This is a genomic window from Phytobacter sp. SCO41 (assembly GCF_003073275.1).
Lineage (GTDB): Bacteria > Pseudomonadota > Gammaproteobacteria > Enterobacterales > Enterobacteriaceae > Phytobacter > Phytobacter diazotrophicus.
This window is the reverse complement of record NZ_CP027225.1, coordinates 1,705,936-1,729,756: the sequence shown is the minus strand read 5'-3', so window position 1 is coordinate 1,729,756 and position 23,821 is coordinate 1,705,936. Positions and strand designations below refer to the sequence as shown.

22 protein-coding genes are annotated in these 23,821 nt (G+C 55.4%); 3 read left to right on the top strand and 19 right to left on the bottom strand.

Annotated features, from left to right (window positions below; all coding sequences use genetic code 11):
* Positions 1-83: 83 nt before the first annotated feature.
* Positions 84-1,283, bottom strand: a complete 1,200-nt coding sequence (locus C5523_RS08365) for a nicotinamide mononucleotide deamidase-related protein YfaY (RefSeq protein WP_108700929.1) — start codon at positions 1,281-1,283, stop codon at positions 84-86.
* Positions 1,284-1,376: 93 nt separating this feature from the next.
* The gene (locus C5523_RS08360) at positions 1,377-1,919 is read right to left on the bottom strand and encodes a YfaZ family outer membrane protein (RefSeq protein WP_039079910.1); all 543 of its coding nucleotides are present in this window, start codon (positions 1,917-1,919) and stop codon (positions 1,377-1,379) included.
* A gap of 233 nt (positions 1,920-2,152) precedes the next feature.
* Between C5523_RS08360 and nudI the strand changes: the two genes are divergently transcribed.
* Positions 2,153-2,578: a nucleoside triphosphatase NudI gene (gene nudI, locus C5523_RS08355; protein ID WP_039079909.1), complete on the top strand. Its 426-nt coding sequence runs from the start codon at positions 2,153-2,155 to the stop codon at positions 2,576-2,578.
* Between the two features lie 18 nt (positions 2,579-2,596).
* Here the strand turns inward: nudI and C5523_RS08350 are convergent, their stop codons facing one another.
* The 9 genes from C5523_RS08350 to C5523_RS08310 form a co-directional block, all read right to left on the bottom strand.
* Positions 2,597-3,523, bottom strand: coding sequence for an Rpn family recombination-promoting nuclease/putative transposase (locus C5523_RS08350; RefSeq protein ID WP_108700928.1), 927 nt, complete (start codon positions 3,521-3,523; stop codon positions 2,597-2,599).
* Positions 3,524-3,621: 98 nt separating this feature from the next.
* On the bottom strand, positions 3,622-4,977 hold the full coding sequence (gene menE, locus C5523_RS08345) for an o-succinylbenzoate--CoA ligase (protein ID WP_108700927.1): 1,356 nt from the start codon (positions 4,975-4,977) through the stop codon (positions 3,622-3,624).
* Positions 4,974-5,939: an o-succinylbenzoate synthase gene (menC, locus tag C5523_RS08340; protein WP_039079906.1), complete on the bottom strand. Its 966-nt coding sequence runs from the start codon at positions 5,937-5,939 to the stop codon at positions 4,974-4,976. Before menC ends, menE begins: the two co-directional genes overlap by 4 nt.
* Entirely contained in the window at positions 5,939-6,796 is an 858-nt protein-coding gene (gene menB, locus C5523_RS08335; protein WP_108700926.1) for a 1,4-dihydroxy-2-naphthoyl-CoA synthase, read from the bottom strand. Before menB ends, menC begins: the two co-directional genes overlap by 1 nt.
* Positions 6,793-7,569: a 2-succinyl-6-hydroxy-2,4-cyclohexadiene-1-carboxylate synthase gene (gene menH, locus C5523_RS08330; protein ID WP_108700925.1), complete on the bottom strand. Its 777-nt coding sequence runs from the start codon at positions 7,567-7,569 to the stop codon at positions 6,793-6,795. Before menH ends, menB begins: the two co-directional genes overlap by 4 nt.
* A complete protein-coding gene (menD, locus tag C5523_RS08325) occupies positions 7,566-9,236 on the bottom strand; it encodes a 2-succinyl-5-enolpyruvyl-6-hydroxy-3-cyclohexene-1-carboxylic-acid synthase (RefSeq protein WP_108700924.1) in 1,671 nt (556 codons plus the stop codon). The genes menH and menD overlap by 4 nt, the downstream gene beginning before the upstream one ends.
* Positions 9,237-9,307: 71 nt before the next feature.
* The gene (menF, locus tag C5523_RS08320; RefSeq protein WP_108700923.1) at positions 9,308-10,606 is read right to left on the bottom strand and encodes an isochorismate synthase MenF; all 1,299 of its coding nucleotides are present in this window, start codon (positions 10,604-10,606) and stop codon (positions 9,308-9,310) included.
* 84 nt (positions 10,607-10,690) lie between these two features.
* Complete coding sequence (elaB, locus tag C5523_RS08315) at positions 10,691-10,996, bottom strand: stress response protein ElaB (protein ID WP_079496251.1); 306 nt, start codon at positions 10,994-10,996, stop codon at positions 10,691-10,693.
* Between the two features lie 53 nt (positions 10,997-11,049).
* Positions 11,050-11,511, bottom strand: coding sequence for a GNAT family N-acetyltransferase (locus C5523_RS08310; protein WP_039079900.1), 462 nt, complete (start codon positions 11,509-11,511; stop codon positions 11,050-11,052).
* Positions 11,512-11,583: 72 nt separating this feature from the next.
* On the opposite strand from C5523_RS08310, the gene rbn reads away from it, so the two are divergent.
* The gene (gene rbn / locus C5523_RS08305; RefSeq protein ID WP_108700922.1) at positions 11,584-12,501 is read left to right on the top strand and encodes a ribonuclease BN; all 918 of its coding nucleotides are present in this window, start codon (positions 11,584-11,586) and stop codon (positions 12,499-12,501) included.
* Positions 12,502-12,578: 77 nt separating this feature from the next.
* On the top strand, positions 12,579-13,604 hold the full coding sequence (locus C5523_RS08300) for a chemotaxis protein (protein WP_039079898.1): 1,026 nt from the start codon (positions 12,579-12,581) through the stop codon (positions 13,602-13,604).
* 67 nt (positions 13,605-13,671) lie between these two features.
* Here the strand turns inward: C5523_RS08300 and nuoN are convergent, their stop codons facing one another.
* The 8 genes from nuoN to nuoG form a co-directional block, all read right to left on the bottom strand.
* Positions 13,672-15,129, bottom strand: a complete 1,458-nt coding sequence (nuoN, locus tag C5523_RS08295) for an NADH-quinone oxidoreductase subunit NuoN (protein WP_039079890.1) — start codon at positions 15,127-15,129, stop codon at positions 13,672-13,674.
* Between the two features lie 7 nt (positions 15,130-15,136).
* A complete protein-coding gene (nuoM, locus tag C5523_RS08290; protein WP_039079889.1) occupies positions 15,137-16,666 on the bottom strand; it encodes an NADH-quinone oxidoreductase subunit M in 1,530 nt (509 codons plus the stop codon).
* Positions 16,667-16,840: 174 nt separating this feature from the next.
* Positions 16,841-18,682 carry an NADH-quinone oxidoreductase subunit L gene (nuoL, locus tag C5523_RS08285; protein WP_108700921.1) on the bottom strand — a complete coding sequence of 614 codons (1,842 nt, stop codon included), beginning with the start codon at positions 18,680-18,682 and terminating at the stop codon, positions 16,841-16,843.
* Positions 18,679-18,981 carry an NADH-quinone oxidoreductase subunit NuoK gene (nuoK, locus tag C5523_RS08280; protein ID WP_004388260.1) on the bottom strand — a complete coding sequence of 101 codons (303 nt, stop codon included), beginning with the start codon at positions 18,979-18,981 and terminating at the stop codon, positions 18,679-18,681. Before nuoK ends, nuoL begins: the two co-directional genes overlap by 4 nt.
* A complete protein-coding gene (gene nuoJ / locus C5523_RS08275; RefSeq protein WP_039079886.1) occupies positions 18,978-19,532 on the bottom strand; it encodes an NADH-quinone oxidoreductase subunit J in 555 nt (184 codons plus the stop codon). Before nuoJ ends, nuoK begins: the two co-directional genes overlap by 4 nt.
* An 11-nt stretch (positions 19,533-19,543) precedes the next feature.
* Positions 19,544-20,086, bottom strand: coding sequence for an NADH-quinone oxidoreductase subunit NuoI (gene nuoI / locus C5523_RS08270; RefSeq protein WP_039079885.1), 543 nt, complete (start codon positions 20,084-20,086; stop codon positions 19,544-19,546).
* 14 nt (positions 20,087-20,100) lie between these two features.
* The gene (gene nuoH / locus C5523_RS08265; RefSeq protein WP_039079884.1) at positions 20,101-21,078 is read right to left on the bottom strand and encodes an NADH-quinone oxidoreductase subunit NuoH; all 978 of its coding nucleotides are present in this window, start codon (positions 21,076-21,078) and stop codon (positions 20,101-20,103) included.
* Positions 21,075-23,801 carry an NADH-quinone oxidoreductase subunit NuoG gene (nuoG, locus tag C5523_RS08260; protein WP_039079883.1) on the bottom strand — a complete coding sequence of 909 codons (2,727 nt, stop codon included), beginning with the start codon at positions 23,799-23,801 and terminating at the stop codon, positions 21,075-21,077. Before nuoG ends, nuoH begins: the two co-directional genes overlap by 4 nt.
* Between the last annotated feature and the right edge of the window lie 20 nt (positions 23,802-23,821).

Sequence of the window (23,821 nt, the reverse complement as noted above, 5' to 3'; positions counted from 1 at the left end):
TATTACGCAGATTTTTTCAGGTGGAGTACAACAGGCTGGACTGGAAAAGCGCCGGAAGGATAATTTCTTCCGGCGTAAAGGGATTACTCAACAAATAAGGATTCGACGACATTGATCCAGCCATGGTCGCTGGCAACGTCCTTGCCATTGAGCCAACGACGCAGAATATTCAGCGCCATCATGGCACAGACTTCCTGACGTACCGTCAGGCTGTGTCGGTTCGTATTAAACTTGACGCGTAAGGCATATGTACCTTCCGGCGTCGCCAGCGCGAAGTTCAGATGCTCATCTTCGAGTCCCGTGACGGTCAGCGCCAGCCCGGCCAGATGGCGATCGCGCAGCCCCGCAGCCCAACGTGCAGTTTGCACTAACGCTTCATCCTGCGAAGGGATAACTTCGCTGACCAGCAGCGGCGCACCCGCACGCGAAAGTTGCAACGCCACCAGGCCGCCGGTGAACTGTTCACTCAGCGTCAGGCTAAGTTGACGTTCACGCAACCGCCCGGCAAGCAGCGCCGGCAAACCGACGGTGCCTTCGAAAATGAGGCTCTCACCAGCCACCCGCTTCACTTCCGGCCATAACGCCTCCATCGCCTCGCGATGCTCAGCAGGACCGGTAAGTTTCAATTCAATAATGGGCATTGAGGAGCGATAGCCCATCACTACACCCTCAGGTAGCGTCAAATGCGACAGGTTTTGCGCCAGATCGCTTTCAGAACGGCCAAAGGTTGTCAGGCGCAGGCAAACAGGCGGCTCAGGAAGCGTAAAGCGTGCGCGAATGCGCGGCAGAATTTCATGTTCCACCATCACTTTAAACTCCGAGGGCACTCCGGGCGTAAAGAACATCAGGCAGCGATTAAGCTGTACGGCAAAACCACAGGCGGTACCGACCGGGTTATCCACCAGCTCCGCACTGGCAGGAATTTCCGCCTGCTTGCGGTTGCTGGGCGCCATGACGCGTCCGCGCTCGGAAAAAAAGCGCTCCATCTGCGTCAACCACTCTTCATGCAATACCAGCGCTTCGCCCTTCGCCGTTGCCGCCGCCAGCGCACTGAGGTCATCGCTGGTTGGGCCCAGGCCACCATTAACAATAAGAATATCCGCCTGTTGGCTGCGCTCACGCAGAATGGCCACCAGGTCGTCGAGGTTATCGCCAACGGTATTACGTCGGGTAAGCGGTAGCCCCTGATTAAAGAAAAAATCTGCCAGCCAGGCGGCATTGGTGTCCACGATTTGCCCGTGCAAGACTTCATCGCCGGTTGACAGCATCTCTACGTTTAACATTATTTTCTCCAGCAATAGAGGTTGAAACACTATACCGCATGAAGGGAAGAAAAGAGGTAAGAAACTGGCGCGGACGGACGCCGCGCCGAAGGATCAGAAGCTGGCGTTGACGCCGACATACGGGCCATCCGCCACCGCATTATCGCGGTTGCCTTCTTTACCGGTCAGCTCGACATAACGGTAACCGGCTTCGATACTGAGCGGACGAATAATGGTCAGACGCGCACCGGCATTCGCTTCACGGTAGTCGTTAACCCCGCTGGAGAGGGAGTCCGGGGAGTAATAATATTCGCCAAAGAGACGGAAGCTGTCGCTAACCTGCCATGCCAGACCACCACCAACGGCCAGCGCATACCCTTCGCTCCCGGCATTCGGGTTAAGGTAAACGCCTTTACCGCCAACCGTCCCCATAAACGGCCCCAGCGGAATGTTGTAACCCAGGCCCAGACCGGCGATATCGCCATCATCATCGTTATGCGCCCAGTTGCCGCTCAACGCCAGGCCACTGGTTTCCGTTCCCATACCCACACCGAGGTTGGTGTAGTGCTCACCCACCTGGCCGCTCAAGCTCACAGCATTTGCCCCGGCAGACGCCAGCAGAAGGCTGGCAAAACCCAAATATATACTCTTTTTCATTTCTCTTATCCGCGCAACAATAGTCCAATGTTCCAAAGCGGCTGATTGTACGATCATTTTTTTTAAGAATACTGAACTAAAAATGATTTTTTACATCAATCCACGATTTTTACGCGCCCGTTTTCATTAAATGCGCCTGCACAGGACAAGTTGCTCTTTTTTGGCAGCTTACTGCATCCCCGTAAGGTTGGTGGTATAAACCCTATACCCGTCATAAGGATAAGGACTAAATCATGCGTCAAAGGACAATTGTATGCCCGCTGATTCAAAATGAAGGTGATTATTTGCTATGCAAAATGGCGGATGATCGCGGTGTTTTTCCCGGTCAATGGGCACTCAGTGGTGGGGGAGTCGAACCAGGTGAGCGTATTGAAGACGCGTTGCGCCGCGAAATTCGCGAAGAGCTTGGTGAGAAACTGGTGTTGCAGCAGATAACGCCATGGACCTTTAGCGACGATGTGCGCATAAAAACCTACGCCGATGGCAGCAAAGAAGAGATCTACATGATCTACCTGATTTTTGACTGCATCAGCGCGAACCGTGAAGTGGAGATCAATGAGGAATTTCAGGATTACGCCTGGGTTAGCCCGGCGGATCTGACAAAATACGATCTGAATGTCGCCACCCGCCGCACGCTGAGCCTGAAAGGGCTACTTTGAGAAAAGAGCGGCGCAGTCTTAATGTTTGAGCTGCGCCAGTTCAGCTTCACTCAGACCAGTGAAACGCTGCACGACAGCTTTGTCCATCCCACTGCGTAACATTTCACAGGCGATGCGAAGGGCCTCGGCTTTTTGTCCTTCGTGACGTCCTTCATGGCGCCCCTGACGAAAGCCCTTACGCCTGCCGAGTTCTTCCAGTTGTTCAGCAATAGTCATCAACGTCTCCTTATGTTGTGGCGAACGGTGCGCCAGTCGGCGAAGAAAAGCGCCTGGCGCTGGCGTGTTGCCTCTGCTCAGTAGATAGTGCATTGCAGCGCACAACTGCTGTCGGGTAGTGTATCCCAGCGACAAAGTCGTGACCAGTTTGTCCAGCAAAAGGGTCATATCCCGCAGACGAATATGCTTTTGTAATAATTCGAGTAAGGCAACACGTCGGTGCGTCATGATCTGCTCATCAGGCACAACGGTAATATCCACCAACGGAAATGGCGTTGTGTACAGTTCATGGGCATATTGTGGCTGGCTGAACATATCCAGCCAGCATAACGAAAAGGGATAAGGGCTAACGCGCCCATGATAAAAAAGCATTGGAATCACCAGGGGCAAGACCGTGTTTCCCGCATCGAGATGCCGCTGCATTGCCGCTACGGCATAACGCATCAAGCGAAAAGCCATAAACCTGTCGGGTGAACTTTGGTGCTCAATGAGTACATAAATATAGCCCTCACCCTGCCGGGTTTTGACCGAGTAGAGCACATCGGAATGGGTTGCGCGCAGTGCCTCGTCAACAAAGCTGCCGGACTCCAGTTTCAGCGTCGCGAGATCGCAAAGCTGGCGTAGCGACGCGGGCAAATGGAGGGTCAGAAAATCGCGCGCCGTCTCTTTATGGGTAAGAAACTGTTTGAAAAGCGCATCATGCGCGGTAGGTGCAGCGGTGTTCTTCATGGCATTCCTTGCCTGAGTAGAGATGTCAGGACACTAACATCCTCCCTCCGCCGGTGGGCATTTCCGGCTTGCAAACTGGAAAACGCTACGCAAAAAATCTACCGTTCAGCGACCCATGACTGTAGCGCACGGCGTGATATTTTAATGCCGCCGGACGAAAGATGCGCCGGCAAGCGCAACCACGCAACGGGCTGCTGGAAGCGCGCAAGCTTGTCCTGTACCCAGGTGGTGAACTGCGAGAGCTCAACGGCGTCATCACACTCCACCACCGCCACAGGTCGGTGGCCAAATTCTCGGTCTTCGCGGGGAACAATAAAAACCTGTTGAACCTGAGGATGTGCCACGATAACACGCTCTACCTCCTCCGGCTGGATACCCTCGCCGCCGCTGAAAAACAGATTATCCAGTCGTCCCAGAATCGTCAGACGGCCATCGTGCAGAACGCCTTTATCACGGGTGGGAAACCAGCCCTCGTCATTGAGCAACGGCAATAATTCCCCGTCTCGCCAGTAACCTGAGGCCATACTTTCCGCCCGCAGCCACACTTCATCGTCAACGATACGCAACGCTCTTCCCGGCAGTAGGCAACCGACATCAGACTGCTCATCAGCCTCTTTCCCGCATACCGTTGAAGCGAACTCCGTCAGGCCATAGCCACACCAGGTACGAATCCCGCGCTCACGCGCATGTTCGGTTAGTTCGACAGGGATCGCCGCGCCGCCCAGCAAAACGGCTTTAAGAGAGACCTCCACCGCATCATTCAGCAAGCGCCACAGTTGCGTTGGCACCAGCGACGCATGAGTACACCCCTGCAAAGCCTCTGCCAGACCGTTCTCAGAGACGGTTAAGCGCGCGCCTGCCAGTAACCAGCGCCACAGAATTCCCTGCCCTGAAACGTGATAGAGCGGCAGCGACAACAACCAGTCATCTTCTGGCGCGAAAGGAATCATCGCCAGTACCCCTTGTGCGCTGGCGAGGTGTGCCGCGCAGGTGTGCACCGCCGCCTTAGGTAAACCTGTTGAACCCGAAGTCAGGGTCATCGACGCCAGCCGTTGTGGCTGCCAGTCAATAGCATAAGATTGGTCAACAGATCGCAGTTCAAGAGACGTCAGGCCGACAAAGGTATTGCTATCAGCCAGATTAACCGCAAAACGCAGCGTCAGGGTTGGCAGCAATGCCTCCAGCAACAGCGAGGGTAATTGGGGATTGACCGGCAATACACGCGCGCCACATTGCAGTAACGCCAGCCACGCTAACAATACCTGAGGTTGGTTTCGCCCACGTAGCATCACACCATCGCCCTCGCTCACCCCCTGGCGGGCAAAACCGGCGGCCAGCGCATCAACGCGCACACACAGGTCGCGCCAGCTTAAAGTCTCATCCTGCAAGCGAATTGCGGGCTCATCGCTACGCACTTCACGCCAGTCATGCCAGGGCCAGGTATTGAACGTCATAGCAGTGGTTCCAGCATCTCAACGCTATGGCAGGGTAATGGGCTATCCGGCCAGCGGCGCACAAGCTGAGCCTGCATCAGGTTTAACGTATCGAGACCCGGGATGGTGTCAGGGGTGAGCCATGCGGCAATACGCGCCAGTTGAGTCAGACCAAGGCTGGACTCGATTGATGAACTGATAACCGCTGTCATACCCAGTTGTGTGGCTGCTTTCACCTGCCCCTGAACCTTCTCAAGGCTTCCGGTTAAGGTGGGCTTAATCACCACCGCACGCACGCCCTCTTCACGCTCAAAGGTAAAATCGGCATCGCGCAAACTTTCATCCCAGGCTATCGCTATGCCCGTTTCACGGGCAAAGGCGCGCGAATCATCACGGGTTTTACAGGGCTCTTCCAGAAAAGCAATGCGATCGCGGTATTGCGGATCCACATATTTTGCGAATTGCTGCGCTTTGAGCGGCGTCCAGGCGCGGTTAGCGTCCAGACGCAGGCGCAAGTCAGGCATCGCCTCCAGCAGCAAGTTAGCCACCATACCATCGCGCACCGCTTCATACAGGCCCACTTTCATTTTCGCCACTTTTTCGCCCGGCATAACAGCCAGTGCGGCAAAAAGTTCATCCGGGTCACCCGTGCACAGCGTCGCGGCACGGTAGTCCGCCGCCGCTGGCAACGTGCCGCGCAGTTCCGCCAGCGCACAACTGATACCAAAGTCAACCGACGGCAACCCCGGCAACACGCCGCAATCCCCCGCTCGCCACCCTTGCGCCCAGGCACAGACGGCGGCTGTCGCTTCCTCAAGAGACTCCACGCTAAATCCCGGCAAAGGCGAAATCTCGCCCCAGCCTTCCTGCGCGTCATCCCGCAAATGAATAAACAGCCCGTCACGGGTTTTCAGCCGCCGATCACGCAGCACGACGCCCGCATCCATCGGTATCTGCCAGCGGTAAACCTGCGCGCTGCGCATTACGGATTCCGTTTAAATTTGCTGAAGTCCGGCTGGCGTTTTTCGTTAAACGCGTTGCGGCCTTCCTGACCTTCTTCGGTCATGTAGAACAGCATAGTGGCGTTACCCGCCAGCTCCTGCAGACCTGCCTGACCATCACAGTCGGCGTTGAGTGCCGCTTTCAGGCAACGCAGCGCCATCGGGCTGTTCTGCAACATTTCACGGCACCAGCGTACGGTCTCTCTCTCAAGCTCAGCAATCGGCACCACCGTGTTTACCAACCCCATATCCAGCGCTTCTTTTGCATTGTACTGACGGCACAGGAACCAGATTTCGCGCGCTTTTTTCTGACCAACGATACGCGCCATATAGGATGCCCCCCAGCCGCCATCAAAGGAGCCCACTTTCGGGCCGGTCTGGCCGAAGATAGCGTTTTCCGCCGCGATCGTGAGATCGCACATCATGTGCAGCACGTGACCGCCGCCAATGGAGTAACCCGCAACGGCCGCAACCACCGGTTTCGGGCAGGTACGGATCTGGCGCTGGAAGTCCAGTACGTTCAGATGGTGCACGCCGGAGTCATCCTGGTATCCACCGTAATCGCCACGGACTTTCTGATCGCCACCCGAACAGAACGCCTTTTCGCCTTCACCGGTCAGAATGATCACGCCGATGTTATCGTCATAGCGCGCATCAGCCAGCGCCTGAATCATCTCTTTGACGGTCAAAGGACGAAATGCGTTGCGCACCTGAGGGCGGTTGATGGTAATTTTGGCAATACCATCCACCGATTTGTGATACCGAATATCGGTATAGCCTTCAGAGCAGTCTTGCCATTCAATCGGTGCGTACAGCATGGTTTCATCGGGATAGATCATAATATGCCCTTTATATCGAGACGCAGAATTTGCGCCAGACAGTTAGCCACACTATCGGGGCGTTCCCGATGCGCGTTATGCCCGGCGCCAACAATGACATGACAGTTCGCGCTGACATCAGCCGCCAGCGTGCGAAATTTACTGTCAAACTCACCACATAAATAATGAAATGGAAAAGGCGCGTTACGCAGCGCAGCGCGTAAATCCGGTTGTACAGCGAGCGAAGTCGCCTCCAGCATAGCGGCCAGCGCCGGGCCGTTGTTCTGGCTGCGTAACGCCACCAGACGTTGCCGTTGCTCGTCACTCAACGACGCAAACACCTGCTGTTGATACCAGTCGTTAAAAACGCCGACAAGCGGTTGCGCACGAAATCGCTGCGCCCATTGTCTATCTGATATCAGGCGCTCCTGCCGTGCAGTCGCATCCGTCAGGCCAGGGTGCCCTCCTTCAACTATCACACCCAATAGCCCCTTCGGCTGAGAGCAGGCAAAGTGCATCGCCACCCGTCCGCCCAGCGAGTACCCTATCAACCAGTAACTTAGTATGTTGTAACTACAAAGCGTGTCGCACAGCGCATCGTTAAGCTGCTCGAAGGATGTAACCATACTCTCCGCCGAACCTCCGTGGCCCGGCAGGTCAATATAGAGGCGTGAACAGGCCGTAAAGCGTTCGCCGACGGGCAACCATTCGCGGCTGTCACCCGAAAAACCGTGCAGAAAAATTAGCCACGGCTTTTGCGGCTCTCCCGGCATAGCCCGCGCATGCAGGATCACAACTGACTTACCTGCGCGAGCAACTGTTGCAGCGTATGCGCGCCGTCAGTGTCTTTCACCACCAGCTCAATCAGCGTTGCCCCCGCTTTACTCCATGCTCCCGCCAGCGCTTGTTCAAGCTCATCCCAGTTTTGGGGATGATGATATTTCAGGCCAAACATCGCCGCCGCATGCTCAAAATGGACATGCTGCGGCATTAAATAAAACTGTTCGCGCTCGCTTTGCGGCGTCGGCAACAGCGAGAAGATCTGCCCGCCGTTGTTATTGACCACAATCAGCACCAGCGGGGCAGAAGCCTGGCGCAGTAATGCCAGTGCATTCAGATCGTACAAGGCAGACAGGTCACCGACGATTGCAAGCGTAGGCCGCGCCGTGCCGCGCTGTACACCTGCGGCAGTAGAAATCAGGCCATCGATACCGCTCGCACCACGGTTGCTGTAAACCGGGTAACCGACAGGTAACTGCCCCAGCGCATCCACCAGGCGGACCACCAGGCTATTGCCGAGGAACAGTTGCCCTTGATCCGGCAGATACTTCGCCAGTCGATGCGCCAGTTGCGCTTCGCCAAAGGTTTCGCGTTGGCTGGCAACCGCCTGCCACGCCTGAGCGGATAATTGTGGAATGTCAGTACACCAGGGCGCGCGTGATTCCGCCGGGTGCAGTTCCAGCCACTCGGCAACACCGGAAACCAGACGGCGGCCACGGTGATGTGAAGGATCAAGCCGCCCGGCAACGGAATCTACCAGCCAGTACTCCTGCGGCTCGCAGGTCGCCTGCCACTGGAGCAACCGCTTACCGGTCAGACTGCTACCCAGTTGAACAACAATTTGTGCCGTTTGCAGTTCACTCACCGCGCGAGCATTGCCCAGCCACAGGTCGGCGCACGGCAGCGGCTGCCCGGTTTGTGAGAGGACATCGCCAATAAGCGGCCAACCGAGCATTTTCGCCCATGCGGCAACCAGCTTGCCTTCCGACGCGCTCATTCGACCCGCCACAACCACGCCGCGTTTCTGCCGCCAGAAAAACCAGTCGCGTTGTTTCGCGCTGCCGCTATGCAAATCTTCACGCAGCCAGGGTTTGTCGTCCTGCCACCAGTCGCCGGGCGCCTGCTGCCAGGCAAGCCCCGTATCATCCATTTCACCGTATAGCGGTTCGGCAAACGGGCAGTTGATGTGCACTGGCCCCGTCTGCGCGGACGCCATTAGATGATCGATAGCAGAGAGCAACCAGCGGGCGGGGATGTCCTGTGATGGACGCGGCAGCGCCAGTGATTGCGCCGGGTGCGATGCAAAGATCCCCGGCTGGCGTATTGCCTGGTTGGCCCCGCAATCAATAAGTTCAGGCGGCCTGTCAGCGGTGAGAAAAATCAATTTTTCCCCGGTGAGGCTGGCTTCGATCAGCGCCGGGTATAAATTCGCCACAGCGGTACCGGAGGTGACAATCACCGCGACCGGAGTGCCGCTTGCTTTTGCCAGACCGAGCGCAAGATGCCCCAAACCGCGTTCATCAAAGTGCGTGTGATGGATAAAGGACGAATTTTCTGCCGCCGCCAGCGTCAGCGGCGTGGAACGGGACCCCGGTGCGATACAAATATGTCGCACGCCGTGGCGCGTTAAAGCTTCAAGGATCACCGCCGCCCAGCGTCGGTTAAAAGCACTCACTGACATAAGTTTGTCCAGTATCAATATTGTGGCTTAGTATAAAGAATCGAAAAAAATAGATTTTTGATATGGGTCGGTTATACGTGTTTCATTATCAAGAGCGAACGCAATCCCGCTGCTTTATTTTCGATTTCCTGCCATTCCATTGTCGGGTCGGAACCCGCCACGATCCCGGCTCCCGCGTATAAACGTACGGTTGTACCACTGATTTTTGCACAACGTAATGCAACGCAGAACTCGCTTTGTTTAAGTGACAAATAGCCTGCCGAACCGGCATACCACTCACGCTCAAAGGGTTCATGCTGGGTAATAAACGCACGCGCCGCCAAGCGGGGGAGCCCGGCTACCGCCGCCGTTGGCTGGAGCAACGTTAAGCACTGTGCATCATCGTTATGATGCATCTCGGTCCAGATACAACGTCGCAAATGCTGCACTTTACGCAGTCGAACAATTTGCGGTGGCAATACATCCAGCGTAGAGGTTGCATGCCGTAATCTCTGACAAATATCTTCAACGACCAGCATATTCTCGCGCTGGTTTTTATCGTCATTCATTAACCAGTCGCCAAGCTCAGTAGCCCGGGTATCGTCTGTATCATTGGCGACGGTACCGGCCAGCGCTTCGGTACGCAATGAGGTTCCCCTTCTGCGCCACAGGCGCTCGGGAGATGACCCCAGAAACGCATTGTGGGGATCGAATGCGATAAAAAAATGAAAGCAATGGTGGTTAAGACGACGGCTCGCCGCCATAACTGCAGCAGCATTAACCGGTTGGGAGAAATGGTAATCCGTGGCACGCGCGAGTACGACTTTATCCATCTCGCCGCGGGTAATCGCCTGCGTGGCCTGCGTGACCAGCGCTTCCCAGCCCGATTGTTGCGGAAAGTGATGCTGCGAGACCAATTCCATCTGCACATCTGGCAGCGATTTCGCCCGTACCAGGGCATCAATAAATGACCGGGCCTGCGCGACATCGTTTTGTTGCGCGTTGCCATTTAAGACAATAAGGCGTAAGGATGCCCGCCCTCCTTCCCGACGCCATTCGAGACGCGGCAGGAACAGCTCGCCTTGTTGAGGGTCAAACGCATTCAGCCCCCAGATACGCAAGTCATGTTCGGGATTATCGTTGAGGAAATGCCGGGCTTCTGCCAGTGAAGGAAAACGCAGCACCTGCCCCAGCGCAGCGGCTTCATCTTCACCGCTACGTTGCTGCCAGTAGAATTGGGGGAAACAGGGCTGGCTGGCTAAAAAAGTCAGTGGGTCGAAAGCGTCATTGAGGGCAAAGGCAACGTCGAAAACGTAGAATCCAGGTGAGTTGGCATCAATGCCGGATAACTTCTCGCATAACTGCTCCAGCGCAACTGAAATCGAAAGCACGCAATCCCCTCCCGCTCAAAAACGCTTAGTATACGGGGTGACTGCGAAAATTAGCAGTACCCCCGTTGAGGGAGGGGATTTTTATTAACGACGGGCCAGCAGCAAGCCCAGGACAAGACCGACAGAGGCACCTACGCCAATACCGTGCCAGGGGTTTTCGTGCACATAATCATCCGCGCGGTAAACCGCTTTTTTCGCCCTATAGTAATAGGTATCAGACGCGCTACTGACGCGGTTTTTCACGTCATGCAGAGCCTGTTCTGCGCGTGCTTTAAGCTCAATATACTTCTGGTCAGCAGGGTCGCCTGAGGAACGTAACACTTCTTCCAGCGTCTCGCTCAGCAGGGCCAGGTCATCATCGATACGTGAATCATAAAATTGATTAGACATCGGTTTTCTCCATGTTATGTACCTGTCCGCTAACTATAGACAATCACTGACGGTTACGCCTGGCGCACTTCCCGCGCCATACCGATGTGTAAAATGCCATCTTCGTCATAAACATCAGTCACCGGAACAAAACCAAAGCGGGCATAAAAATGCTGCAGATGGGCCTGCGCCCCCAGATACAGCGCGTGCTGCGGCCAGTGTTGCTGGCAGGAAGCTACCGCACGTTCCATCAGTTGGTAACCCAATTTTTCACCGCGAACCTGCTCACTGACAATCACCCGACCTATCACTACAGGCTCCAGATCGTCTTCACTTTTCAGAATCCTCGCATACGCCACCAGCTGATTTTCCTTCCAGCCGAGCAGATGACGGTTTTGACCAACCAGGTCATCGCCATCGACATCAAGGTACGGGCAGGTTTGTTCAACAATAAAGACTTCACAGCGCAGCTTAAGCAGGGCGTAAAGATCAGCGACGGTCAATTCAGAGTGGTGGAGGTCCTGCCAGCGAATCATGATGTGCTCCTTATTTGGTGTGACCTCGTTATACTAAATGCTTTGCCATTAACGCAAAGGGCGTAATGCATTGTGGAACTGATTTTTCTTGGCACCTCTGCGGGCGTGCCAACCCGCTCGCGTAATGTGACCGCGATATTGCTCAATTTGCAGCACCCAACGCAGGCTGGCCTGTGGTTATTTGACTGCGGCGAAGGGACACAGCATCAACTGCTGCGCACGTCCTTTAATCCCGGTAAGCTGGATCGTATTTTTATCACTCACCTGCATGGTGACCACCTTTTTGGCCTGCCAGGGCTGCTCTGCAGCCGTTCAATGGCGGGCAATGCGCAGCCGCTGACGATTTATGGACCGAAAGGGATTCGCGAATTCGTGGAGACCAGCCTGCGTCTGAGCGGGTCGTGGACCGACTATCCGCTGACGATTGAAGAGGTTAGCGAGGGTCTGGTTGTGGATGATGGTTTACGCCGTGTCACCGCTTTCGCGCTGAACCATCCGGTGGAGTGTTATGGCTATCGTATTGAAGAGCATGACAAACCAGGCGCCCTGGATGCCCAGGCATTGATAGCACAGGGCGTACCGCCCGGCCCGCTTTTCCAGCATCTCAAAAACGGCGAAGCGGTGACGCTGGCAGATGGCCGCATTATTCGCGGTGAGGATTTCCTCGCCCCGGCAACACCGGGGAAAAAACTGGCCATTTTCGGTGATACCGCCCCGTGCCCTGCCGCGCTGCAATTGGCGCAGGGTGTCGACATGATGGTACATGAGGCCACGCTGGAGCATGCCATGGAGGAAAAAGCGAACAGCCGTGGACACAGCTCAACGTATCAGGCGGCGCAACTGGCGCGGGACGCAGGCGTGGGCAGGCTCGTCATTACTCACCTCAGTTCCCGCTATGACGCCGAAGGAAGCCAGCAGTTACTTCACGAATGCCGGACAATATTTGTACAAACCACCCTCGCAAAAGATTTTTATACCATTGCGCTGTGATGTGATATTGCGCACTCTACTTTTTCCGCAAGGTGCCGATAACAGTCTTACCGCAGGTATTTCACATTGAGGGCACCATGGATAATTTCCAGAAAGATATTGATGACAGGGCGAATCTCACCCTGTCTAACCGTTTTGAGCTGTTGCTGTTTCGTCTTGGTGCCTCGATGAAAAACGAGAAATCAGAACTTTTCGGCATTAACGTTTTTAAATTGCGCGAAATCGTTCCGATGCCAACGTTTACCCGTCCTGCCGGGATGAAACCGCCGTTAATGGGGATGGTGAACATTCGCGATCAGGTGATCCCGGTGATTGATCTCTCCGCCGTTGCTGGCTGTAAGCCTGAGACTGGTCTCAATATTTTGTTAATTACTGAATATGCCCGCAGCGTACAGGCGTTTGCGGTGGAGTCGGTAGAGAACATTATTCGTCTGGACTGGAAACAGGTTCATACGGCAGAGAAGGCCATCAACGGTCAGTACATCACCAGTATTGCCTGTCTGGACGAAGACAAAGACAGCAACAATCTGGCGATGGTGCTGGATGTTGAGCAGATTCTCTATGATATTTCGCCCGCGGATCACGACCTGCACGGCAACCATCTTCCGGATAAGAAATTCAACATCAAACCCGGTGCCGTCGCGATTGTGGCAGAAGATTCGAAAGTGGCGCGCGCAATGCTGGATAAAGGTCTGCAGGCGATGCAGATCCCCAACACGATGCACATTACAGGTAAAGATGCCTGGGAGCGTATTCAGGTGCTCAGCCAGCAGGCCGATGCCGAAGGCGTCCCTATCAGCGATAAGATTTCAATGGTTCTGACGGACCTGGAAATGCCAGAAATGGACGGTTTCACCCTGACCCGTCTTATCAAGAGCGACCCACGTCTTAAGCATATTCCGGTAGTGATTCACTCCTCGCTATCCGGTAGCGCCAACGAAGACCACGTGCGTAAAGTGCAGGCCGATGGTTATGTGGCGAAGTTTGAGATTAACGAACTGTCGTCGGTCATTCAGGAAGTGCTTGAACGTTCAGCCAGCCATATCACCGGGCCTCTGGTCAGTGGACAAAAAATCATGTCCAGGCCACTGCTGGCAAAATAAATTCACAACGTTTTTTCAGATATAAAAAAACCGCCGATATCGGCGGTTTTTTATTATCTGAAAGGCATTACATCAGCGGTTTCGCCAGTTGTACCAGCGAAATCAGCGGCTGCGGATAGATACCGAGCAGCAGCACCAGCAGTGCAGAGATCAGTACCACAACACCACCGGCGCTATACTGCCAGTTACTCGGCGCATCACGGTTAAGCTGTTGCGGCGCACTCAGATAGAGACTTACCGCGACGCGCAGGTAGTAGTAGAGACCGATGGCAGAGCCCAGAACCACGGCCGCCGTCAGCCACCACAGGTGTGCCTGTACGCCCACTGCCAGCACGTAGAACTTACCGATAAAGCCCAGTGTCATTGGAATACCCGCCAGCGACAGCATCATCACCGTCATTACCGCCGACAGAATTGGACGGTGCCAGAACAGGCCGCGATAAGAGAACAGGGATTCCGCGTCCGGGCCACGATACGGGCTGGACATCAGGCTCACCACGCCGAACGCGCCAAGGCTGCTGAACAGATAACCCGCCAGGTAGACACCTACCGTTTCCATCGACATTTCACCGCTTTGCAGCGCAATGAGCGCTACCAGCAGATAACCCAGATGGGAAATGGAAGAGTAACCAAGCAGACGTTTAATGTTGGTCTGGCTCAGCGCCATCAGGTTACCGAAGATGATGGAAACAAAGGCGATAATCCCCAGTACGACGCGGATGGCTTCACTTTGGCCTACCGGTGCGTACAGGAACAGACGCATCACGACGCCAAAGATAGCAATCTTGCTCGCCGTTGCCAGGAAGGTTGAAACCGGCGCTGGCGCACCCTGATAAACGTCCGGCGTCCACAGATGGAACGGAACCAGAGAGAGTTTAAAGCCAAGGCCAACAATCATCAGACCCAGACCGGTTAACAGCAGCGGTTCATGCAGTACGTCCCCGGCGATGCTCTTGCCCAGCGCAACAAACGACAGATTGCCGGACTGTGCGTAAACCAGCGCCATACCGAACAGCAGGAAAGAAGAGGCTGCGGCAGACAGAATGGTGTACTTGATACTGGCTTCCAGCGAACGTTTTTGACGGAAAGCGTAACCAATCAGCCCGAACAGCGGTAAAGAGATAAGCTCGATACCGAGGAACAGGGCCGCCATATGGTTGGCGTTCGCCAGCAGAATTCCGCCCAGCGCGGCGATCAACACCAGCAGGTAGAACTCTTCTTTATTGTCGTTGTAGCCTTCAAGCCAGGGATAGGCAAACGTACAGGTTGCGAGGCTCGCCAGTAGCACCAGGCCGGTATACAGCATGGCGTAACCGTCTACGCGCATCAATGGCGTCACGTCCATTGCGCCCGCCTGGCCAACAAACCAGAGCGACAGCAGAGCGACGTTCAGACCAATAACCGATAGCGTGGCATTGAAGAAATGGTTGCGTCGCCACGCAATGGAGAGCATCACAACCACCACCGTCAAGCCGACGATCAGCAGCGGCAGCAGCGCAATCAGGTGTTGTGTGGTTAAAGTCATAAGCGCTTTACGGCCTTGTAGTAGAAACAGAATTAACAAACCACTGCTGGATATTACTCATCGCGGAATGCGAGGTATCCAGAATCGGCTGCGGATAGAAGCCAAGCAGTACCAGAAGTACAACCAGCGACAGAATCATCAGCAGCTCGCGCAGTGACATCCCTGGTAACGTTTGACTGGCCAGCTCGCTTTTTGCTTTACCGAAGTAAGCGCGATGCAGCATCGCCAGTGAATAAACAGACGCAAACACCAGACCGAAGGTCGAAATAACGGTAATTACCGGAACGACCTGGTAGCTACCGAACAAAATCATAAATTCGCCAACGAAGTTACCGGTGCCTGGCATACCCAGCGTGGCAACTGCAAAGAACATCGACAGCGCAGGCAGCCATTTAATTTTGCCCCACAAACCGCCCATCATGCGCATATCACGGGTATGCAGGCGTTCGTACAACTGACCACAGAGGATGAAAAGACCGGCGGCGGAAAGACCGTGGGCAATCATCTGGATTACCGCCCCCTGATAGGCCAGTTGGCTGCCGGTGTAGATGGCAATCAGCACGAAGCCCATGTGGGACACGGAGGTATAGGCGATCAGACGCTTGATATCGTACTGCGTGAAGGCCATCCACGCACCGTAGAAGATACCGATAACGCCCAGCCACATAGCAATCGGCGCAAACTCAGCAGAGGCGTTCGGGAACAGCGGCAGTGCGAAGCGCAGCAGACCGTAGGCCGCCGTTTTCAGCAAGATGCCCGCCAGGTCAACGGAACCCGCCGTCGGTGCCTGGGAGTGCGCATCCGGCAGCCAGCCATGCAACGGAACCACCGGCATTTTCACCGCAAACGCGATAAAGAAGCCCAGCATCAGCAGGTATTCAACACCGTGCGACATCGGGGTTTTCAGGAGATCCTGATAATCGAAGGTCCAGACGCCCGTCGCGTTATGATGCACCAGCACCAGCGCCAGAATCGCAATCAACATCACCAGACCACTTGCCTGGGTATAGATGAAGAATTTGGTCGCGGCGGTGATACGAGTCTTCCCGTCGGAGGCTTTGTGGCCCCAGAGTGCTATCAGGAAGTACATCGGCACCAGCATCATTTCCCAGAAGAAGAAGAACAGGAACATGTCGATGGCCAGGAACACGCCGATAACGCCGCCCAGGATCCACATCAGGTTCAGGTGGAAAAAGCCCTGATATTTTTCGATTTCACGCCAGGAGCAGAGTACCGCCAGTACGCCGAGAAAACCGGTCAGCACCACCATCAGCAGGGACAGGCCGTCCAGTGCCAGATGGATATTGATGCCAAAACGCGGGATCCAGGGGAGTAAGAACTCCGATTGCCACTGCGGAATGCCAGCGGATTGCGTCAGTGAATAGCCGCCCTGCAACCAGAGTTGCAGGCCAAGCGCCAGCGTCAGTCCCATGGTGACCAGTGCGATCCAGCGCGGAACACGGACGCCAAAGCGTTCGGTCTGCCAGCACAGGAAACCACCGATGAAGGGAATTAATATTAGCCAGGGTAATAACATGGCGATTTTTATTCCTTGTTAAAGTCCCTAAGGGACCGATTTTCAACGAATTCGACAACATTCACGATTGGGTGCTGTTTCTTGTGCCGGGTGGCGCTAACGCTTAGCCGACCTACGGTCTCGTAGGCCCGGTAAGCGCAGCGTCACCGGGTAAAACCGCACCTCAAATCAAACTCAATGCAATACCATCAGCAACGCCAGAATCACCACTGCACCGATGCTCATCGACGCCACATACCAGCGCAGATAGCCGTTCTCACTTAGCAGCAGACCTTTGCCTGCAAAGCGGGACAGAATCGCCGGAATGTTCATCAGTGCATTCAGTGGATCGCGTTTCAACAGCCATGCCACACCGAGGAATGGTTTGACGAAGACGCGATCGTACAGCCAGTCAAAGCCCCACGCGTTGTACCACCAGGTACCCAGCAGACGGCCCGGTGCGCTGTTGGCAATCGATGCCACCAGGGTACGTTTACCCAGCCACAGCCAGGCAGCCAGCAGGATCCCGACGATAGCCACAACACCCGAAGCCACTTCCAGCATGACCACGCTACCGTGTTCAAGCTCGGTGGTTTCCGGCAGTACGCCATGCAGCGGCGGAACAATCATTGCGCCGACAAACGTGGACAATACCAGCAGTACAATCAGCGGCAGATGATGGGTAATCCCCTTCCCTGCATGTGCATGAATTTGTTCTTTGCCATGGAAGACGATGAAAATCATACGGAACGTATACAGCGAGGTCATAAACGCGCCGACCAGGCCCGCTACCATCAGGTTGATATGACCGTTAGCCACGGCACCCGCAAGAATTTCGTCCTTACTAAAGAAGCCCGCAGTCACCATCGGCAATGCTGACAGCGCCGCACCCCCCACAAGGAAGCAGGCATAAACCAGCGGAATAGACTTACGCAGACCGCCCATTTTGAAGATGTTCTGCTCGTGATGGCAGGCCATAATCACCGAACCGGACGAGAGGAACAGCAGCGCTTTAAAGAACGCGTGCGTCATCAGATGGAAAATCGCCGCATCCCACGCCTGCACGCCCAGCGCCAGGAACATATAGCCAATCTGGCTCATGGTGGAGTAGGCGAGAACACGTTTGATGTCGGTCTGTACCAGCGCGGCAAAACCCGCCAGCAACAGGGTTACTGCCCCGACAATCCCCACCAGATGCAGAATTTCCGGCGTTAACAGGAACAGGCCATGCGTACGCGCAATCAGGTAGACACCCGCGGTCACCATCGTTGCGGCGTGGATCAGCGCGGAGACAGGCGTCGGGCCTGCCATCGCATCAGCCAGCCACGTTTGCAACGGAAGCTGTGCAGATTTACCGACCGCACCACCCAGCAGCATCAGTGTCGCCCACTGCAGCATGGTGCTGCCGTTGGCGAAATGCTGCGGTGCCAGTTCAACCATTTCGCGGAAGTTCAGGGTGCCCAGTTCGTTATAAAGAATGAACAGCGCAAAGGCGAGGAAGACGTCACCCACGCGGGTTACGACAAACGCTTTCATTGCGGCTGCGCCATTCTTCGGATCGGTGTAGTAGAAGCCGATCAGCAGATAAGAACAGAGGCCCACGCCTTCCCAGCCGAGGTACATCAACAGCAGGTTATCCGCCAGTACCAGAATCACCATGCTGGCGATAAACAGGTTGGTATAGGCGAAGAAGCGGGAGTAACCCTCTTCGCCGCGCATATACCAGGAGGCGAACATATGGATCAGGAAGCCAACGCCGGTCACCACAGAGAGCATGGTCAGCGACAGACCATCCAGCACCAGACTAAAGCTGATGTTGAAGTTGCCAACAGACATCCACGTCCACAGTGGTTGGGTAAAACCCTGATGACCGTTATTGATGAAATCCAGTCCGACAATCGCCGTTACCAGTGCAGATAAACCGATAGAGCCGATACCCACGGTGGCAGACAGATTTTCCGACCAGCGCCCACGTGAAAAAGAGAGCAGCAAAAAGCCAATCAGAGGAAAAATAATGGTTAAGGCGAGCATGTTCATCCACGCATCTCACTTACTGAATCGATATTCAGATTCTGACGGCGACGATGGAGTTGCAGCAGCAACGCCAGGCCAATACTCGCTTCCGCAGCCGCGAGGCTAATGGCGAGGATGTACATTATCTGACCGTCGGTCTGCCCCCAGTAGCTGCCTGCCACCACAAAAGCCAGCGCGGCGGCATTGATCATGATCTCAAGCCCGATCAGCATAAACAGCAGGTTGCGACGAATCACCAGACCAGTTAAGCCCAGCACGAATAATATCGCCGCGAGGATCAGTCCATGTTGTAAAGGGATCATGCGCGCTCCTCCGTTTTTCTTTTCGCGCGATCGTCCGCCCGATTGCTCAGCACTTCGCCCATACGGTCTTCACGACCGACATGGAAGGCGACCACCAGGCCTGCCAGCAGCAGCATAGAAGCCAGTTCAACCGCCAGCACATATGCACCGAACAGGTCCTTACCCACCGCTTTGGCGCTGATCGGCGTACCATCAATACCCTGATCGTTAACGCCAGTAATGGCGTAAATCATCACGCCCAGCAGCACAGCAGACAACAGTGCCGGGCCAACCCACACTTGCGGTCGCAGCCACTGACGCTCCTGTTCGATTTCGCTGCCGCCCAGATTGAGCATCATCACCACAAACACGAACAGCACCATAATCGCGCCCGCGTAAACGATGATTTCCAGCGCACCGGCAAAATAGGCGCCAAGCGAGAAGAAGACACCTGCAATCGCCAGCAGCGACACAATCAGGTACAGCAACGCATGTACCGGATTAGTATGGGTAATAACCCGTAGTGTCGCGAGGATGGCTACCAGGCCACAGATATAAAAAGCGAACTCCATTGCCCCTCTCCTTACGGTAACAGGCTCTTGACGTCGATAGGTTTGGCTTCGTTCTGCGCCTCGCCCTTATCTTTTCCGTCGATTGCCATACCTGCCATCCGGTAGAAGTTATATTCCGGATATTTACCCGGACCGGAGATCAGCAGATCCTCTTTTTCGTACACCAGGTCCTGGCGCTTGTACTCACCCAGTTCGAAGTCCGGGGTTAGTTGGATTGCAGTGGTTGGGCACGCCTCTTCACACAGACCGCAGAAAATGCAGCGCGAGAAGTTAATGCGGAAAAACTCCGGATACCAACGGCCATCTACCGTCTCTGCTTTTTGCAAAGAGATACAGCCTACCGGGCACGCTACCGCACACAGGTTACAGGCAACACAGCGCTCGGCGCCGTCCGGGTCACGCGTCAGGACGATGCGTCCACGGTAGCGCGGCGGCAAATATACCGGCTCTTCCGGGTACATCCGAGTTTCGCGTTTCGCAAACGCATGCAGGCCGATCATCCAGATACTACGCACCTGGGTGCCGAAGCCCACGAGTAATTCTTTTAAAGTCATGGTCTTTTCACCCCTTATTGCGCTTGCCAGAGAATGACAGCCGCCGTACCCAACAGATTGAGAAGCGTCAGCGGCAGACATACTTTCCAGCCGAAGGACATTACCTGGTCATAACGCGGACGGGGTAACGCTGCGCGAATCAAAATGAACATCATCATAAAGAACGCGGTTTTAATCGCGAACCAGATGAATGGCGGTAAGAACGGGCCATGCCAGCCACCGAAGAATAACGTCACCATCAGTGCAGAGATGGTCACGATACCGATGTATTCCCCCACAAAGAACAGACCGAACTTCATACCGGAATATTCAATGTGGTAACCATCGGCCAGTTCCTGCTCGGCTTCCGGCTGGTCAAACGGGTGACGGTGACACACCGCCACGCCCGCGATAGCGAAGGTAATAAAACCGAAGAACTGCGGGATAACGTTCCAGATATCAGCCTGGTTATTGACGATGTCGGTCATGTTGAATGAACCGGCCTGTGCCACCACGCCCATCAGCGAAAGCCCGAGAAAGACTTCGTAGCTCAGCGTCTGCGCAGAAGCACGCATCGCGCCGAGCAGGGAGTATTTGTTGTTACTCGACCAGCCAGCGAACAGCACCGCATAGACCGCAAGACCTGCCATCATCAGGAAGAACAAAATCCCGATGTTCAGGTCCGCTACCACCCAGCCAGGACTCACCGGGACAATGGCGAAGGCCAGCAGCAGCGAGGTAAAAGCGATCATCGGCGCGAGGGTGAAGATAACCCGGTCAGTGAATTTCGGGATCCAGTCCTCTTTAAAGAACATCTTGATCATGTCCGCGACGATCTGGAGTGAACCACCCCAGCCTACACGGTTCGGTCCGTAGCGGTTCTGGAACAGCCCCAGCAGACGACGTTCGCCAAAACTCATGAGCGCGCCGCAGGTGACAACCACCAGCAGGATCACGACAGCCTTGATGATACCTAACAGAATGTCGATAACATCCGGTGTTAACCAACTCATGCTTGCGCCTCCTGCAGATTTTCAAGACGTGCGCCGGCCAGTACCGGGGCAATGCCCGGCATGCCCATCGGCAAACCAACCTGCCCTGCCGTCAGCCCTTCGGAAAGCTGCAGCGGCAGGCTTAACGTCTGACCGTCGTAGCTGAACGAAATATGCGCGCCCGCATTCACACCCAACTTCGCGGCGTCAGCCGGGTTGAGTTTGATATACGGCTCAGGCATACGGCTCTGGAAGACCGGAGAACGCTGAGACAGTTCATCACTGCCGAACAGATGGTAGTAAGGCGCAATACGCCACTGACCGTCCTGCGGTTCAAAGCCTGCCGGAACAGAAGTGAAGTAATCCAGACCGGTCGCCGAGGCTTCGATCAGCCGCACGCCCGGATCGCCGTGGCGCAGTGAACCGCCCACCTCAGCCTGGAATTTGTTCCATGCTTGCGGGGAGTTCCAGCCCGGAGCCCATGCGAACGGAATTTGTGAACGCGGTGCGGACGGCTGGTTGTTCCCTTCCATTGAGAAAGCGAACATGGTGTCTTTATCCTGCGGCTGACGCGGTTCGTGAACGCTGATATTGGCGCGCATGGCCGTACGACCACTGTAGCGGTGCGGTTCACGTGCCAGTTTCTGACCACGGATACGGAAGCTGGCATCCGGTGCAGCGTCTTTGATACCGGCGAACTGCGGCATTTTTTCAACCACAGCGTCGATAACATGGTCAAGCTGCGTCCAGTCCACTTCACGGCTCTGTACGGTGCTGTGCAGGGAGTGCAGCCAACGCCAGCTTTCCAGCATAATCGTTTTGCTGTCGTAGTAGGCCGGGTCATACACCTGGAAGAAGCGCTGCGCGCGTCCTTCATTGTTGATAACCGTACCATCGCTTTCCGCGAAGCTCGCCGCAGACAGCACCAGATGCGCATGGTCCATGATCGCCGTGCGCTGATGGTCAATAACCAACACCAGCGGCGCTTTATCCAGCGCGGCATTTACGCGACTGGCCGCAGCGTGACGGTGCAGATCGTTTTCCAACACGATAACCGCATCAGCGGCACCGGTTTCCAGTTCGGTTAACGCGTCATCCAGCGAACCACCACCCATCAGACCCAGACCGACGCTGTTGGTCGAACGGGCAATCATGGTGATGCCGACATCGGCACCGCGGCCTTTCAGCGCCTTCGCCACGTTTGCGGCGGCCTGAATCACAGCCGTGCTGCCAGTGTTGGTACCGGAGATGATCAGCGGTTTTTTGGCGCCAGCCAGCGCCTGAACGATAACATCAACCTTGCCACGCAAGTCGCTGCTTAACCCCTCGACCGCCGGAGAAGCGTCATCCAGCGCATGAGCGATGGCGAAGCCTAAACGGGCCTGATCTTCTACCGGTGCGCGGTAGGTCCACGCGGCGATATCGTCCAGACGGGTATCGTCCACGTTGGTGACAAACAACGGGTGTTTAGCGCGCTGGCCAATATTGAGGATCGCCGCAATCTGCCAGTCGGCCACTTTCTGCGCCGCTGCCATCTCACGTGCTTTCCCTTTCACGGCCTGACGGACCGCCAGTGCGACACGTGCGCCCGTCTGGGTAATGTCTTCGCCCAGAACCAGAACCGCATCGTAAGATTCAATTTCGCGCAGCGCCGGGGTACGAATACCGCCCTCACGCAGCACTTTTAGCATTAATTGCAGACGTTCCTGCTCGCCGCTGGCGATGCCGGTATAGAAGTTTTCTGCTCCAACCAACTCACGCAGCGCGAAGTTGCTTTCGACACTGGCGCGCGGCGAGCCGATACCGATCACTTTCTTCGACTGGCGCAGAATATCTGCCGCACCCTGCATCGCCTGCTCGGCGTTAAGGGTGATCAGGTCATTGCCACGGCGCTGAACCGGCTGACGCGGACGGTCTTTCAGGTTGACATAGCCATAGCCGAAACGACCACGGTCGCAGAGGAAGTAGTGGTTAACGGTACCGTTGTAGCGGTTTTCGATACGACGCAGTTCACCGTAACGTTCACCCGGGCTGGTGTTACAGCCCAGCGAGCACTGCTGGCAGATGCTCGGTGCAAATTGCATGTCCCACTTACGGTTGTAACGCTCGGAGTGGGTTTTATCGGTGAAGACACCAGTCGGGCAGATTTCCACCAGGTTACCGGAGAATTCGCTTTCAAGCGTACCGTCTTCCGGGCGACCAAAGTAGACGTTGTCGTGTGCGCCATAAACGCCAAGATCCGCGCCGTCTGCGTAGTCTTTGTAGTAACGCACGCAGCGATAGCAGGCGATGCAACGGTTCATTTCGTGAGAGATGAACGGCCCCAGGTCCTGGTTGCGGTGCGTACGTTTGGTGAAACGGTAGCGACGGAAGCTATGACCCGTCATCACGGTCATATCCTGCAGGTGGCAGTTGCCGCCCTCTTCACAGACCGGACAGTCGTGCGGGTGGTTGGTCATCAGCCACTCTACAACGCTTTCACGGAACTGCTTCGCTTCTTCATCGTCGATAGAAATAAAGGTGCCATCGGATGCCGGGGTCATACAGGACATGACCAGGCGACCACGCGTGTCTTCCGCGTTTTGATATTGCTTCACCGCACACTGGCGGCACGCACCCACGCTTCCCAGCGCCGGATGCCAGCAAAAATAAGGAATATCAAGGCCCATAGAGAGACATGCCTGTAGCAGGTTGTCCGCTCCGTTAACCTCGTATTCTTTGCCGTCTACATGAATCGTAGCCATTAGCGTGCTTCCAAATTAGA

Excerpts from the sequence above, each read along its gene's own strand:
- C5523_RS08365 (WP_108700929.1), bottom strand. The coding sequence starts at position 1,283 with ATGTTAAACGTAGAGATGCTGTCAACCGGCGATGAAGTCTTGCACGGG.
- C5523_RS08360 (WP_039079910.1), bottom strand. The coding sequence starts at position 1,919 with ATGAAAAAGAGTATATATTTGGGTTTTGCCAGCCTTCTGCTGGCGTCT.
- nudI (WP_039079909.1), top strand. The coding sequence starts at position 2,153 with ATGCGTCAAAGGACAATTGTATGCCCGCTGATTCAAAATGAAGGTGAT.
- C5523_RS08350 (WP_108700928.1), bottom strand. The coding sequence starts at position 3,523 with ATGAAGAACACCGCTGCACCTACCGCGCATGATGCGCTTTTCAAACAG.
- menE (WP_108700927.1), bottom strand. The coding sequence starts at position 4,977 with ATGACGTTCAATACCTGGCCCTGGCATGACTGGCGTGAAGTGCGTAGC.
- menC (WP_039079906.1), bottom strand. The coding sequence starts at position 5,939 with ATGCGCAGCGCGCAGGTTTACCGCTGGCAGATACCGATGGATGCGGGC.
- menB (WP_108700926.1), bottom strand. The coding sequence starts at position 6,796 with ATGATCTATCCCGATGAAACCATGCTGTACGCACCGATTGAATGGCAA.
- menD (WP_108700924.1), bottom strand. The coding sequence starts at position 9,236 with ATGTCAGTGAGTGCTTTTAACCGACGCTGGGCGGCGGTGATCCTTGAA.
- elaB (WP_079496251.1), bottom strand. The coding sequence starts at position 10,996 with ATGTCTAATCAATTTTATGATTCACGTATCGATGATGACCTGGCCCTG.
- C5523_RS08310 (WP_039079900.1), bottom strand. The coding sequence starts at position 11,511 with ATGATTCGCTGGCAGGACCTCCACCACTCTGAATTGACCGTCGCTGAT.
- C5523_RS08300 (WP_039079898.1), top strand. The coding sequence starts at position 12,579 with ATGGATAATTTCCAGAAAGATATTGATGACAGGGCGAATCTCACCCTG.
- nuoN (WP_039079890.1), bottom strand. The coding sequence starts at position 15,129 with ATGACTTTAACCACACAACACCTGATTGCGCTGCTGCCGCTGCTGATC.
- nuoM (WP_039079889.1), bottom strand. The coding sequence starts at position 16,666 with ATGTTATTACCCTGGCTAATATTAATTCCCTTCATCGGTGGTTTCCTG.
- nuoL (WP_108700921.1), bottom strand. The coding sequence starts at position 18,682 with ATGAACATGCTCGCCTTAACCATTATTTTTCCTCTGATTGGCTTTTTG.
- nuoK (WP_004388260.1), bottom strand. The coding sequence starts at position 18,981 with ATGATCCCTTTACAACATGGACTGATCCTCGCGGCGATATTATTCGTG.
- nuoJ (WP_039079886.1), bottom strand. The coding sequence starts at position 19,532 with ATGGAGTTCGCTTTTTATATCTGTGGCCTGGTAGCCATCCTCGCGACA.
- nuoI (WP_039079885.1), bottom strand. The coding sequence starts at position 20,086 with ATGACTTTAAAAGAATTACTCGTGGGCTTCGGCACCCAGGTGCGTAGT.
- nuoH (WP_039079884.1), bottom strand. The coding sequence starts at position 21,078 with ATGAGTTGGTTAACACCGGATGTTATCGACATTCTGTTAGGTATCATC.
- nuoG (WP_039079883.1), bottom strand. The coding sequence starts at position 23,801 with ATGGCTACGATTCATGTAGACGGCAAAGAATACGAGGTTAACGGAGCG.